Below are 12602 nucleotides of genomic sequence, written 5' to 3' on the forward strand. Positions count from 1 at the left end.
AGCCCGATCTCTGACGTCAGCGATAGTCCGGGGTGTGACGGCGCCGGAGGGCCTGCGCGCCGGCACCGATCGCGAACGTGAGCAACGCTGCGGTCCAGCAGATCACGAAGGACAGAAGGATGAGGGTGGCGACCACCATCTCGCGGTCGTAGGCCGAGACATCGTCGCGGAGTGCCTGGATCTGGCCGTACAGGAGCCACACGACGGCGAGACCGGGACCGGCGACCATGAGCCCGGTCACCCAGCGGCTCACGACCCGGGAGACGGATCCTCGGCGAGCGGCGGCGGCCGCCACCTTGGATATGCCGACCACCAGCAGTGCGACGACCGTGAGCAGAGCCGCGAGCACGATGACCATGTCCATGGTGTGGAAGTCTATGCGGCCCGCCGCGCCGCACTACCGCCGACCGGTCGAACCCGCCAGTGCGTGCTCCCGCGGGAGCTCTTCCGTCGGTGGCGGCGCGGGCTCCTCGAGTCGCAACCGCTTCGGCACCGGCATCCGGCTGATCAGCACGAGTGCCGTCGCGACGACCGCGAAGGTCGCAAGGGCGATGCCGGATGACGCGAGGAACTCGGCCGGTCCGCTCACCTGTCGCGGATCGAGGAAATAGTACGGATACCAGCCGATCAGCGGCCCACGCACCATCGTGAACACACCCCACACCACCGGATACACGAGCGTGGCCGGGATCACGCGCCATGGCACGGAGCGGTGCCCCGGCGCGAGCGCCCAGGCGATCACGGTGCACGCCGGGAGCCAGAAGTGGAGCACCTGGTCGGACCACGGCACGTCGATGCGGATGCCGCGGATGCCCGCCTGCCAGACCAGCAGTGCGAAGACGAGCCCGGCCGTGATCGTCCAGGTCAGCACCATGGCGAGAGCGACCGTGAGCCAGCGCGGATCACGGTCGCGCTGCAGGGCGATGACCCCGCCGACGGCCAGCAGCACCACGAACATGATGTTCGACTGGTTCGTCAGGTAGGCGAAGAAGTTCTGGCTCGCGATCGTGTACGAGGCCAGGCCCCAGGCGAGCCGATGGATGAGAGCGACCAGGCACAGCGCGGCCGCACTCAGCCGCAGCAGGCCGAAGACGGTACGCGCCGTCACCGCTGCGTCGCCTCCGCCCATTCCATCAATCGAGTCTACGGATGCCGGATGGGTGGCTCTGTCATGCTCCGCGCGTCAACGGCGCGCGCTGCGGGTCGACCAGAGCGCGAGGCCGATCAGCACCGGCTGGAAGAACAGCCGCACGAAGCGCTTCATGTCGGTGTCGAGTCCGAAACCGTCGCGATGGTGCATCCACTGGGCGAGGTTGCCGGGGAACACGGCCAGGAAGAACAGTGCCGCCACCACGCCCGTGAGTCGTCGGCGACGGCGGGCGAGCAGCAGCGCCGAGCCGAGGGCGATCTCGACGGCGCCGGATGCCACGACCGTCACGTCGGGATCGAGCGGCAGCGACTCCGGTACCTGGGCCCGGAACTCCTCCCGCGCGAACGTGAGGTGCGAGACACCCGCGAAGACGAGGGAGGACCCCAGGAAGACGCGGCCGATCGTGCGTGCGACGGAAGACATGGTGCGAGTGTACGCGCGGGTCAGATCAGTCGACGCAAGGCCTGCTCGAGAGACACCCCCTGCGCTTCCGCGCGGTCGCGCAGACGCGCGTGCTCCTCGCCGGAGAGGGTGAGCTGCAGGGCGATGGGCTCGGCCGTGGGGGCGTCGAGCCCGTCGAGCAGATCGGATGCCTCGGCCCACAGCGGCGCGGCGGATGCGACGGGGGTGGGGGCATCCGGAGCCGGCGGCTCGTCGTCGACGGTGTCCTGCGCGGGGGTGCTCGGTGTCGGAGCGGATGCGGGCGTGCCGCCCCCGCGGGTGAAACCGGGGCCCCGCCGCGGCTCCTGCTTCTGCTGATAGGCCTTCGCTGCCGCGTTGGCGCGCTCGTCGGCGGCCTCGTTCAGTTCATCGCCCGCGTGCCCCTTGACCCAGGAGAACTCGACGGTCCGGCCGCGCATGGCCTCGTCGATGCCCTCGAGCAGATCACGGTTGAGCACGGGGCCGCCGTCGGACTTGCGCCAGCCGCGGCGCTTCCATCCCGGCATCCACTTGGTCACGGAGTCGATCACGTAGCGGCTGTCGCACCAGATGTGCAGCTTCTCATCGGAGCCGGCCGTCGCTTTCAGCAGCTCGAGCACCGCCTGGAGCTCACCCTGATTGTTGGTGCCGTGCGGCGATCCGCCCGCTCCCCAGTTGTCGTCGTCGATGTACCAGGCCCAGCCGTTGGGGCCGGGGTTGCCCAGGGCGGAGCCGTCTGCGGCGGCGGTGATCGTCATCCCTCAACCGTAGCTGCGGGCGACGACGTGGTACGACGGTGGGTGGGGGCCTCAGGCTTCGGCCTCGTCCTCCGGCTCGCCGTTCTCGGTCGAGACGGCGGCGGGCGCAGGCACCGCGACCGGGAACACGATGGAGTTCACCGAGGCTCCCAGCCCGAGCGCCATCGGATCGACGGACGGGACCGCATCGAGAACGTCGGCGCCTTCGCGTTCGAGGGGCTCGGACGGAAGTCCGGCCCATTGGTTCTCTTCTTCCTCGGGGCGGTGCTGGAACAATCCCATGCCTCCCATTGTGAGCCCGCGCGCGGCGCGTGCGAGCCGATTCACACCGGATTGATCGGATGCCGGGTCAGCCCACCCTGCGGAACGTGAAGTACCCGACGACCTGGCCGCGGGTGACGGTGCCGGTCGTGTTGCTGAGCGCGCGCGGCGAGGAGGTGGCACCCGTCTCGGCGAAGGCATAGCCGGTGTGCTCCAGTCGCCAGCCCAGGCCTTCGACCTCGCTGAGGAACGAGCCGACGGTGTCGCTGCTCGACACCGCGTTCGCGCTCGAACCCCACGATGAGGTCTGGCCTTCGAGCAGGCTCACATCGAGCTGCAGGTGCAGCAGAGCATCGCCGCGTGCCTGCGCATCGCGGGCGAGGTCGAGCAGGCGCGTGGCTTCGTCGGCGGTCAGCATGGAACTCCGTTCGGTGGGAGGGGGGGGTATCAGTCGGCTGTACGCGATGCCTCGCGCACGGCCTGCACCAGAGCCAACCAGGGGCCGGCGAGTTCCGAGTCGGGGAGTTCGCGCTCGCGGCGCTCGACGGGCGTGCGCGCGCGGATGCTCCAGACGAAGCGGTCGGCGCCGGAGGTGGCATCCGCGTTCTCGTCCCAGGGGCAGCTCTCGATCAGCGCGATCCATTCGGGGGCTTCGGACGGTTCGGCCTCGATCCGCCAGCGACGGCTGATGCCGGCGATACCGCCGGAGCGCACGACCGCGATGACGACGTCGGCGTCAGTCGACTCGTCGATCGGCCTGTTGATCGGTCCCGGGGACTCGCTCATGTTCATAGACTCCCACGGTGGTCCACGCGCGTCGAGCCGCAGCCCCCGTGCCCGCGTCGATCGCGCTCGCCGCGGCGACGGTGGCATCCGCGAACTCCGTGAAGGTCGCCGTGCTCGACAGGCCGCCGGTCAGCGCCCGATACCAGGCCGTGCCTGCCCGCTCCCAGGCGTTGCCGCCGAGGTCGGTCGCGAACAGCGCGAACGCCCGATTGGGGATGCCGGAGTTGATGTGCACCCCGCCGTTGTCCTCCGTCGTGCGCACGTATCCGCTCATGTGGTCGGGCTGCGGGTCCTTGCCGAGCTCGTCATCGTCATAGGCCGTGCCGGGAGCGATCATCGAGCGCAGGGCCGCACCCTCGACGGCATCCGTGAAGATCTCGGCTCCGATGAGCCAGGTCGCCTGGTCGGCCGTCTGCCCGAGGAGGTACTGCTCGGTGAGAGCGCCGAACACGTCGGCGATCGACTCGTTGAGCGCGCCGGGCTGCCCCTGGTACTCGAGGTTGGCGGTGTGCTGCACGACGCCGTGGGCGAGCTCATGTCCGATGACCGTGGTCGACGCCGTGAAGTGCTGGAACACCTCGCCGTCTCCGTCGCCGAAGACCATGCGCTCGCCGTCCCAGAACGCGTTGTCGTAGTCGACGCCGTAGTGCACCGTCGCGTCGAGCGGCGCTCCCGCGTCGTCGAGCGAGTTGCGCCCGAAGGCCGAGAGCAGCAGCTCGAAGGTGGCGCCGAGGCCGTCGAACGCCTGATTCGCCGCAGCGTCTTCGACCGGCCCGTCGTCTTCCGTGCGCACCACGAGCCCCGGCAGCGTCTGCGTGTTGCCGGCGTCGCTGATCGTGCGGTTCGGCGCATCCGACAACTGGGCGACGAGGTCGCCGTTCTCGTCGATCGACAGGTCGATGCGTGCCCGGAACGGCGGGCGGCCCGCGGTCAGGGTCTGCCGGGCGGCGGCGGCGGCCTTGGGGAAGCGGCCCGACTCGGCCAGGCGTGCGAGCAGATAAGAGGGGACGACACCGTGACGCTCGAAGGATGTGCTGCTCATGAAGCGACCCTACGCCGGGGTGCCGACCTTCGGGAGTGTCGGCGGTCAGCTCCGGGGCGTGCGGAGGAGATCTCCCGCCGGGGAGGAGGTTCGGCCCGCATTCCTCCTCCCGAGGCGGGGAACTCCTCCCGAAACGGCAGACCCCTTAACTTGAGATTGAGAATCGTTATCAATAAGGTGAGAGTCCTATGGACGCCCACCGCCCCCTCCGCGCTCCTCGCCCATCCACCGCCGCCCGCTCCACCGCACTCCTCGTCGCGGTGCTGGCTCTCACCGCGTGCTCCGCCTCGACCCCGGCATCCGATTCGCCGGCCGAGAGTCGCACCGGCTCCGACGCGCACGGGATCGACGGCGGAGGGGCAGCCGAAGTCGCCGCGCCCGCCCGCGCTCTGGTCATCGCCGGCCACGACGGCAGCGCTACCCTGCTCGACCTCGAGACCCGGGAGCGCACGACTCTCGCCGAGGCCCGCGACGACCTCGTGAGCATCCAGAGCGACGGACGCCTGCTGTACCTCGCGCACGGAGCCGGTGACCGCACCAGCGTCGAGGTCATCGACACCGCCCGCTGGACCATGCCGCACGGCGACCACTCGCACTCCTTCCGCGGCGAACCGCGCGCGCTCGGCGCCCTCGACGGCGACGGCCTCCCCCGCATCACGGCCGGCGAGCAACGGGGCGCACTCCGGTTCGACGGCGAACTCCTCCTCCTCGGCCACGATGCGCTCGGCGACGGCCTCGATGCCGCGCCCCGGGTCGGCATCGAGGCGGCCGGCCCGGTCATCCCCTTCGCGGGGCACCTGCTCGTCCCCTCCGGCGGCACCGAGATCCAGGTCGCCGATGAAGGCGGGGTTCCGATTCCCGGCTCCGGCATCCCGTGCACCGACCCCTCGGATGCCGATATCACTCGCGTCGGCGCGGTGTTCTCGTGCGCCGAGGGCGCCGTGCTGTTCGTCCGTGAGGTCGGCGGGGCGGCGGCCGGCGAGAGCATCCCGTATCCGGAGGGCGCCGTACCCACCGCACAGTTGCACGGACGCACCGATCGCCCGGACCTCGCCGGAGTCGCCGCGGACGGCGCGTGGCTGCTCGACGTGCGGCAGCGCACCTGGACGCTCCTCGCATCCGACGTGCCTCTCGTGCGCGCCACCGCGGTCGGCGACGACGACAGCCGCACGATCGCGATCGACGTCGATGGCCGCATCCGCATCTTCGGTGCCGACGGAGCGCTCCTCGCCCGCACCGAGCCCCTGGTCGCGACATCCCTCCGCGATGCCGCATCCCGCGATCGGGTGCAGCTGATCGTTGACGGGCAGTTCGCCTACGTCTCCGACCCGACCGCGGGAGTCGTGCACGAACTCGACCACCTCGATGACCTCCGCGTCTCCCGGACCTTCAACGACCTCGACCCCTGGTTCGTGCAGCTGGTCGGCTGACCCCACTCCTCGGCGGCATCGCCCGTCACGCGCACCCGCGCACCCCTGAGAAAGAGAGAAACCCATGTCCCGACCTGTTCGCAGCCGCCTCGCGATCGGTGCGCTCGGCGCGCTCGCCGCCGTGACCCTCGCCGGATGCGCGACGTCCGCGCCCGCCGCAGACACCCCCGCGCCCGCCACCTCCGACCGCGCCCACGAGGGCGACACCCGCATCGCCGTGACCCACGACGGCGGCGTCCTCGTGCTCGACGGCGAGACGCTCGACACTGTCGATCACGTCGAGCTCGACGGCTTCCTGCGCGTCAACGGTGCCGGTGACCACGACGGCCACGTGTTCGTCACGGCGGATGACGGCTTCCACCTGCTCGACACGGGGCTCGCCTCCGACACCGTGGAGTTCACGGGCGAGGTGTTCGACGCCGTCGCTCCCGGTCACGTGACTCCGCACGCCGGCCGCACGGCCCTGTTCGACGACGGCACCGGGGACGTGCGGGTGTTCGACACCGACGCGGTCGGCACCGGCACGCTGCCCGAGTTCGACACCCTCACCTCGGAGGCGGCCCACCACGGCGTCGCGATCGAGCTGTCGGACGGCACCACTCTCTCGACGATCGGCACGGAGGAGTCGCGCAGCGGCGTGCGCCTGCTCGCGGCCGACGGTACCGAGGTCACGCGCAACGAGCAGTGCCCCAGCGTGCACGGAGAGGGCGCGGTCAAGGGCGAGGTCGTGATGTTCGGATGCCAGGACGGCGTGCTGCTCTTCGACGACGGCGCCTTCACCAAGCTCGACGCGCCAGACGAGTTCGGACGCACGGGCAACGCCTACGTCACCGACACCAGTGCGATCGCGGCGGCCGACTACAACGCCGACCCCGACGCCGAGGGCTACCTGCTCTCGCAGCTCGCACTCGTCGACACCGACGCTCAGACGCTCTCCGTCGTCGACCTGCCCGAGGGAGTCGAGTACACCTGGCGCGGCGTCGGCCGCAGCGCGCATGACGACATCATCGTGCTCGGCGCGGACGGCAGCCTGAACGTGCTCGACGAGACCGGCGCCGTGCAGGAGTCATGGACCGTGATCGATCCCTGGGTCAGCCCCACGGAGTGGCAGCAGCCGCACCCCGGCCTGCGCGTGGTCGGCGACATCGCCTACGTCACCGAGCCTGCGGCGAACCGCATCCTCGCGGTCGATCTGCACACCGGTGAGGTGTCCGCCGAGGCGACGCTCGACGTGGTGCCGAACGAGTTCGTGGTGGTGGGCGCCGCCGGTCACTGACCCCGGGTCCTTCGCTTCCGTGCCGAGCGCACCGGATGCTGTCGAGTGCACGGCTTCTTCGCGGGAGGAAGCCGTGCACTCTGTCGTTCGTCGTGCGCGCGGGCGATCCCCGGAGCGGGATGCTCGGGCGCCGTGACGCTCAGGGGTGCGTGACGCTCAGGACCGTGGTGCGCAGCACGCCGCCGTGGACCGGCACCTCGTAGCGCACGGGCATGCCGGGGTGGGCGAGCGAGAACCAGAAGCTCTCGACCGGGGCATCCGGCGCTTCGGACGTGTCGTAGCGACGGCACTCGAGCACGCCGAGCGGTGTCTCCAGAGACACATCGGTCACGGTCGTGTGCGCGGCGGGGAACGCGGCGTGCCCCTGCAGTTCGGCCCAGGTCACCCGGCTCGACGCGACCGCCTCGGGGGCGTCTGCGGCCCAGCGGTCGAGCGTGGCACCCTCGGCATCCGTCTCGCGGAAGCGGTTGACGCGCTCTCCGCGGGATCCGTCCGGCTGCTCGACCCGCAGCAGGATCGTCTTTCCGCGCCCTGTCGCCTCGCGGATCTCGGCCGCCGTGAACGGCGTGGGCAGCAATCCGGGGCCGAGGACATGCGGGTCGGTGGTCATCCCCACATTCTCCGCCCGTCGCTGCCCGACGTCACGGAATCGCCCCGCGTCGGCACGTTTCGCAGAGGATGACATTGCTCCACCGTGGCAGTATCTTTGTTTGACCACCGAAACAAGATGAGTCGAGGACAGCGTGACACCGGCGGCACACACCTCACATTCCGCGGGCGAGCTCTTCCGGCTCGTGCGCGCCGGTCGGGCGCAGTCGCGGGCCGATCTGGCTCGGCTCACGGGCCTCTCCGCCTCGACGGTCGCACTGCGCATCGAGGAGCTCATCTCTCATGGCTACGTCGAGGAGACGGGGCAGGGCGAGTCGCGCGGAGGCCGCCGCCCTCGGGTGCTCGCGGTCAAGGCCGGCGGCAGCATCGTCGCCGGCGTCGACCTCGGCGAACGGCATGCCACGATCGCGTTGCTCGATCGCCGGGGTGAGATCGTGGCATCGACCATCGACCAGGTCTCGCTCCTCGACGGGGTGGAGAGCGTCGTCAGCGAGGTCTGGGAGAGCGCGCAGCGCCTCGCCGAGGAGGCGGGCGGCCTGCGGATCGAAGGCATCGCGATGAGCCTTCCCGGTCCCGTCGATTCCCGCACCTCGCGGCTGCTCGCGCCGATGCGCATGCCCGGGTGGAACGGCGTCGACGTCGGAGAGGTGCTCGGCTCCGTCACCTCGCTGCCGTATCTGATCGACAACGACGCCAACGCCATGGCGGTCGGCGAGTTCCTCGAACGCGGGGGCGGCACCGAGCAGCTGGTCTTCGTCAAGGCCGGCAGCGGCATCGGCTGCGGCATCATCCTCGACGGCGCGGTCTACCGCGGCTTCCGCGGCGTCGCGGGCGACATCAGCCACGTCGCGCTGCACAACGCTCCGCCGGTGATCTGCTCGTGCGGGCGGATCGGATGCCTCGACGTCGTCGCCAGCGGTGCCGCCATCGTGGATGCGCTCAAGGAGGCGGGGGAGCCGGTCGAGACCCTCGACGACGTGCTCGCTCTCGCCCAGAACGCCCACCCCAAGTCGACCGCGCTGCTGCGCGAGGCCGGCGCGCGGACCGGCGAGGTGCTCGCCACGATCATCAACTTCTTCAATCCGCAGACTCTGGCGCTCGGCGGGCGGCTGGCGGCGGCCGACGCCTTCGTCGCCGGAGTGCGGCAGGCGCTGTTCACGCTGTGCCTCCCGATGTCGACCGACTCGCTGGAGATCGACGTGAGCAGGGCGGGCGCCCTGGCCGGAGCGCGGGGTGTGGGGTGGGAGCTCCTGGAGAGCATCCTGGATCCCGCGCGGATCGACGAGGAGCTGCGCGTCGCCTGAAACTGCGATTTCGGCGTAAGTCACAAGTTTGACGAAGGAAGAGGCTGGGTTTGCTTCGATCTGCCGTCTAAGCTTTTGGCATGGCCGAAACCACTGCGCGTCCCCGAATCGCCATCGCCGGCATGGCGATCGAGTCCAGCACGTTCTCTCCGCACCGTGCCGGCGAGCGCGACTTCCAGCGCGTCGAGGGTGACGAGCTCACGGGCCGCTACGACGCGATCCGCAACGGCGAGCTGACCGACCGCGCCGAGTGGCTTCCGGTCTACTACGCACGTTCGATCCCCGGAGGGGCCGTGCTCCCGGAGGTCTACGAGAGCATCAAGCAACGCATCTGCGACGGTCTGGCCGCGCTGCTCGCCGACGGCGGCACGCTCGACGGCCTCTTCTTCGACATCCACGGCGCCATGAGCGTCGTGGGCCTCGATGACGCCGAGGGCGACCTCATCACCGCGATCCGCGACGTCATCGGCCCCGATGTGGTGGTCTCCGCGTCGATGGACCTGCACGGCAATGTCTCGCGGACCCTCATCGAGAATGTCGACCTCATCACCTGCTACCGGCTCGCTCCTCATGAGGACACCTGGGAGACGCGCGACCGCGCGATCCGCAACCTCGTCGAGGCTCTCGAGAGCGGCACCACCCCGCACCGTGCCTGGGTGCGGGTGCCGATCCTCCTGCCGGGCGAGAAGACCAGCACGCGCGTCGAGCCGGCCAAGAGCCTGTACGCCCGCATCCCCGAGATCGAGGCGCGTCAGGGCGTGACGGATGCCGCGATCTGGATCGGCTACGCGTGGGCGGACGAGCCCCGCTGCCATGCCACCGTCGTCGTGACGGGCGTCGACGAGGCGGCGACGGCGGCGGCGGCCGAGGAGCTCGGGCAGGCGTTCTGGGCCGTGCGCGACGACTTCGAGTTCGTGGGCCCTCCCGGCACGCTCGACGACGCGGTCGTCGCCGGGCTCGCGGCGACCGACACTCCGTACTTCATCAGCGATTCCGGCGACAACCCGGGCGCCGGCGGCACCGGAGACGTCACCTGGACGCTGGCTCAGCTGCTGCAGAAGCCCGAGCTCACGGCGGATGACGCTCCCGTGACACTGTGCGCGTCGGTGTTCGACAAGGGGGCGCTCGACCTGCTGCGCACCCATGCGATCGGCGACGAGGTGTCGCTCGAGGTCGGCGCGCGCATCGACAGCGGACCGCACGGCCCCGTACGCGTCGACGCGGTGCTGCACAGCCTGCACGAGGGTGATGTGGATGCCGGAGGCGTCGCCGTGCTGCGCAAGGGCGGGCTGCACATCGTCGTCACCGAATTCCGCAAGGCGTATCACGCGATCACGGACTTCACCTCGATCGGTCTCGACCCGGCATCCGCCCAGATCGTGGTCACCAAGATCGGCTACCTCGAGCCCGAGCTGTACGCGGCCATGCGCGGCTGGACGTTGGCGCTCACCCCCGGTGGCGTCGACCAGGATCTCGAGCGGCTCGGACATCACCGCATCCTGCGCCCGATGCATCCCTTCGACGCCTTCGACTCGACGCCGGATCTGTCTGCGGAGATCGTTCGATAGACCGCGCGAACCGCGCCCGTTTGTCCGAAATCGCACCAAGTTAGTTACATAACCGTAACGCAACTGGCTATTTCGGGATACTTGCTTCGGGCATGATTCAAAGTACGTCGCCAGCTGGACGAACTCGCGTCCCTCAGTGCGGCATCGGAACAAGGAGGTTACATTGCGTACTCAGACGCTGCGTCGCCGAATGCTCGCCCCCCTGGGCGCACTCGCCGTCGCGACGCTCGCCCTCACCGCGTGTGGGGCCGGAGGAAGCGGAAACGAATCCGCTGGCGACAAGGACACGGTCAGCTTCGCGCTCCAGGTCGGCACCGGGCCGAACTGGATCCTGCCGATCTCCTCGCCCGACAAGATGGCCACGCACAACAGCGCCATCAAGGCGACCATGTGGCCGCGCCTGTTCGAATACAACGGTGTCGACGGCGAGATGGGCTGGGACGAGAAGGCCTCCGCTGCCAAGTCCTACGAGTTCTCCGACGACCAGAAGACCATCACGATCACGCTGAACGACCTCGACTGGTCCGACGGCGAGCCGGTCACCTCCCGCGACGTGGAGTTCTGGTTCAACCTGGTGCGCTTCAACGGCGAGAAGACCGGCGGATACTCGGCCGGACTCATGCCCGACAACGTGACCGAGTTCACCACCATCGATGACAAGACGTTCTCGCTGACGATGGACAAGGTCTACAACGAGGAGTTCCTCCTCGGCAACCAGCTCAGCCTGATCTACCCCATGCCGCAGCACGTCTGGGACAAGACCAGCGCCGACGGCGAGGTCGGCGACCTCGACCGCGACGCCGAGGGCGCCACCCAGGTGCTCGACTACCTGTTCTCCGAGGCCGAGGACATGAAGACCTACGCGACCAACGACCTGTGGAAGACCGTCGCCGGTCCGTACACGGTGAAGAGCTGGTCCGACTCGGGTCAGGTGGAACTCACCGCGAACAAGAAGTACACGGGTGAGGACAAGCCGAGCATCGCGAACGTGACGTTCATGCCGTTCACCTCGGCCGACGCCGAGATGAACGTCGTGCGCTCCGGCGATGTCGACTACGGCTACGTGACCAGCTCGCAGCTGACGAACGAGAAGCAGTTCACCGACCTCGGTTACAGCATCGAGCCGTGGGCCGGATGGTCGATCACGTACATGCCGTACAACTTCGCCAACCCCGAGAAGGGCGCTTTCTACAAGCAGCTCTACGTGCGTCAGGCCCTGCAGCACGCCATCGACCAGGAGACCATCTCCGAGGTCGTGTGGCACGGCGCCGCGACCCCCGACTACGGGCCCATCCCGCAGACGGCGGACTCGAACGGCCTCTCCGACGTGCAGAAGAACAACCCGTACCCCTTCGATCTGAAGGCGGCCGAGAAGCTCTTCACCGACAACGGCTGGGAGAAGGACGCCGACGGCAACCTCTCCTGCGTCGACGCCGGAACGGATGCCGGCCAGTGCGGCGAGGGCATCGCAGCGGGCGAGAAGGCGGAGATCGTCGTCACCACGCAGAACGGCTCGCAGGAGACCGACAACATGATGGCGGAGATCCAGTCGTCGCTCGGCAAGATCGGCGTCGCCATGACGATCGACTCCAAGCCGCTCGACACGGTGCTCACGCAGGCACAGGAGTGCAAGACCGGCAGCGCGTGCACGTGGGAGCTCGTCTTCTTCGGCACCGCGGGCAGCTGGTACTTCCCTCCCTATGCCACGGGTGAGCGCGTCTTCGCGAAGGACACCAAGTGGAACGCCGGACAGTACGACAACCCCGAGGCGGAAGAGCTCGTCCAGGCGATGGCCTTCTCGACCGACCCGGAGATCGCCAAGAAGTACTCCGAGTTCCTCGCCACCGACCTCCCGGTCATGTGGATGCCGAACCCGGTGTACCAGGTCTCCGTCGTGCGTGACGGACTCGACATCGCCCACCAGGACCCGGGTGCGTCGTTCCTGCCGCAGCGCTGGTCCTGGACCGACTGACGAGTCCCGGATCAAGCGATACTCCA

14 protein-coding genes are annotated in these 12602 nt (G+C 69.3%); 5 read left to right on the top strand and 9 right to left on the bottom strand.

From position 1 onward, the window contains the following. Positions 1 to 16 precede the first annotated feature (16 nt). From FB560_RS17920 to FB560_RS17955, 8 genes are all read right to left on the bottom strand, one after another. Positions 17 to 364, bottom strand: coding sequence for a hypothetical protein (locus tag FB560_RS17920; protein WP_141874071.1), 348 nt, complete (start codon positions 362 to 364; stop codon positions 17 to 19). Between the two features lie 33 nt (positions 365 to 397). After that, entirely contained in the window at positions 398 to 1108 is a 711-nt protein-coding gene (locus FB560_RS17925) for a Pr6Pr family membrane protein (RefSeq protein WP_229672988.1), read from the bottom strand. Positions 1109 to 1183: 75 nt separating this feature from the next. After that, entirely contained in the window at positions 1184 to 1573 is a 390-nt protein-coding gene (locus tag FB560_RS17930) for a DoxX family protein (protein WP_141874072.1), read from the bottom strand. A 20-nt stretch (positions 1574 to 1593) separates the two neighbouring features. Further along, a complete protein-coding gene (locus FB560_RS17935; protein WP_141874073.1) occupies positions 1594 to 2328 on the bottom strand; it encodes a ribonuclease H family protein in 735 nt (244 codons plus the stop codon). 51 nt (positions 2329 to 2379) lie between these two features. Then, entirely contained in the window at positions 2380 to 2610 is a 231-nt protein-coding gene (locus FB560_RS17940; RefSeq protein ID WP_141874074.1) for a hypothetical protein, read from the bottom strand. Between the two features lie 67 nt (positions 2611 to 2677). After that, complete coding sequence (locus FB560_RS17945) at positions 2678 to 3007, bottom strand: hypothetical protein (protein ID WP_141874075.1); 330 nt, start codon at positions 3005 to 3007, stop codon at positions 2678 to 2680. Between the two features lie 29 nt (positions 3008 to 3036). After that, positions 3037 to 3375 (bottom strand): protealysin inhibitor emfourin, encoded by a 339-nt coding sequence (locus FB560_RS17950; protein ID WP_141874076.1) that lies wholly within the window; start codon positions 3373 to 3375, stop codon positions 3037 to 3039. Beyond that, positions 3326 to 4417 (bottom strand): M4 family metallopeptidase, encoded by a 1092-nt coding sequence (locus FB560_RS17955; RefSeq protein WP_141874077.1) that lies wholly within the window; start codon positions 4415 to 4417, stop codon positions 3326 to 3328. Before FB560_RS17955 ends, FB560_RS17950 begins: the two co-directional genes overlap by 50 nt. 188 nt (positions 4418 to 4605) lie before the next feature. Here FB560_RS17955 and FB560_RS17960 point away from each other — a divergent pair, with 188 nt between their 5' ends. Beyond that, on the top strand, positions 4606 to 5847 hold the full coding sequence (locus tag FB560_RS17960) for a hypothetical protein (protein WP_141874078.1): 1242 nt from the start codon (positions 4606 to 4608) through the stop codon (positions 5845 to 5847). A 64-nt stretch (positions 5848 to 5911) separates the two neighbouring features. Continuing rightward, positions 5912 to 7123 (top strand): hypothetical protein, encoded by a 1212-nt coding sequence (locus FB560_RS17965; RefSeq protein ID WP_141874079.1) that lies wholly within the window; start codon positions 5912 to 5914, stop codon positions 7121 to 7123. 139 nt (positions 7124 to 7262) lie between these two features. On the opposite strand, the gene FB560_RS17970 is transcribed toward FB560_RS17965, so the two are convergent. Beyond that, on the bottom strand, positions 7263 to 7733 hold the full coding sequence (locus FB560_RS17970) for a hypothetical protein (RefSeq protein ID WP_141874080.1): 471 nt from the start codon (positions 7731 to 7733) through the stop codon (positions 7263 to 7265). Between the two features lie 133 nt (positions 7734 to 7866). Here FB560_RS17970 and FB560_RS17975 point away from each other — a divergent pair, with 133 nt between their 5' ends. The 3 genes from FB560_RS17975 to FB560_RS17985 all read left to right on the top strand — a co-directional run bounded on the left by FB560_RS17975 (position 7867) and on the right by FB560_RS17985 (position 12576). Next, positions 7867 to 9036, top strand: coding sequence for an ROK family transcriptional regulator (locus FB560_RS17975; protein ID WP_141874081.1), 1170 nt, complete (start codon positions 7867 to 7869; stop codon positions 9034 to 9036). Positions 9037 to 9116: 80 nt separating this feature from the next. Continuing rightward, complete coding sequence (locus tag FB560_RS17980; RefSeq protein WP_141874082.1) at positions 9117 to 10604, top strand: M81 family metallopeptidase; 1488 nt, start codon at positions 9117 to 9119, stop codon at positions 10602 to 10604. A gap of 163 nt (positions 10605 to 10767) precedes the next feature. After that, positions 10768 to 12576: a peptide ABC transporter substrate-binding protein gene (locus FB560_RS17985; protein WP_229672990.1), complete on the top strand. Its 1809-nt coding sequence runs from the start codon at positions 10768 to 10770 to the stop codon at positions 12574 to 12576. The last annotated feature ends 26 nt before the right edge of the window (positions 12577 to 12602 follow it).

The sequence above is a fragment of the Microbacterium saperdae genome (assembly GCF_006716345.1).
Taxonomy (GTDB): Bacteria; Actinomycetota; Actinomycetes; order Actinomycetales; family Microbacteriaceae; genus Microbacterium; species Microbacterium saperdae.

Bases quoted from the DNA above. Each gene is read 5' to 3' on its own strand.
- FB560_RS17920 (WP_141874071.1), bottom strand. From the start codon at position 364: ATGGACATGGTCATCGTGCTCGCGGCTCTGCTCACGGTCGTCGCACTG.
- FB560_RS17930 (WP_141874072.1), bottom strand. From the start codon at position 1,573: ATGTCTTCCGTCGCACGCACGATCGGCCGCGTCTTCCTGGGGTCCTCC.
- FB560_RS17935 (WP_141874073.1), bottom strand. From the start codon at position 2,328: ATGACGATCACCGCCGCCGCAGACGGCTCCGCCCTGGGCAACCCCGGC.
- FB560_RS17940 (WP_141874074.1), bottom strand. From the start codon at position 2,610: ATGGGATTGTTCCAGCACCGCCCCGAGGAAGAAGAGAACCAATGGGCC.
- FB560_RS17945 (WP_141874075.1), bottom strand. From the start codon at position 3,007: ATGCTGACCGCCGACGAAGCCACGCGCCTGCTCGACCTCGCCCGCGAT.
- FB560_RS17950 (WP_141874076.1), bottom strand. From the start codon at position 3,375: ATGAGCGAGTCCCCGGGACCGATCAACAGGCCGATCGACGAGTCGACT.
- FB560_RS17955 (WP_141874077.1), bottom strand. From the start codon at position 4,417: ATGAGCAGCACATCCTTCGAGCGTCACGGTGTCGTCCCCTCTTATCTG.
- FB560_RS17960 (WP_141874078.1), top strand. From the start codon at position 4,606: ATGGACGCCCACCGCCCCCTCCGCGCTCCTCGCCCATCCACCGCCGCC.
- FB560_RS17965 (WP_141874079.1), top strand. From the start codon at position 5,912: ATGTCCCGACCTGTTCGCAGCCGCCTCGCGATCGGTGCGCTCGGCGCG.
- FB560_RS17970 (WP_141874080.1), bottom strand. From the start codon at position 7,733: ATGACCACCGACCCGCATGTCCTCGGCCCCGGATTGCTGCCCACGCCG.
- FB560_RS17980 (WP_141874082.1), top strand. From the start codon at position 9,117: ATGGCCGAAACCACTGCGCGTCCCCGAATCGCCATCGCCGGCATGGCG.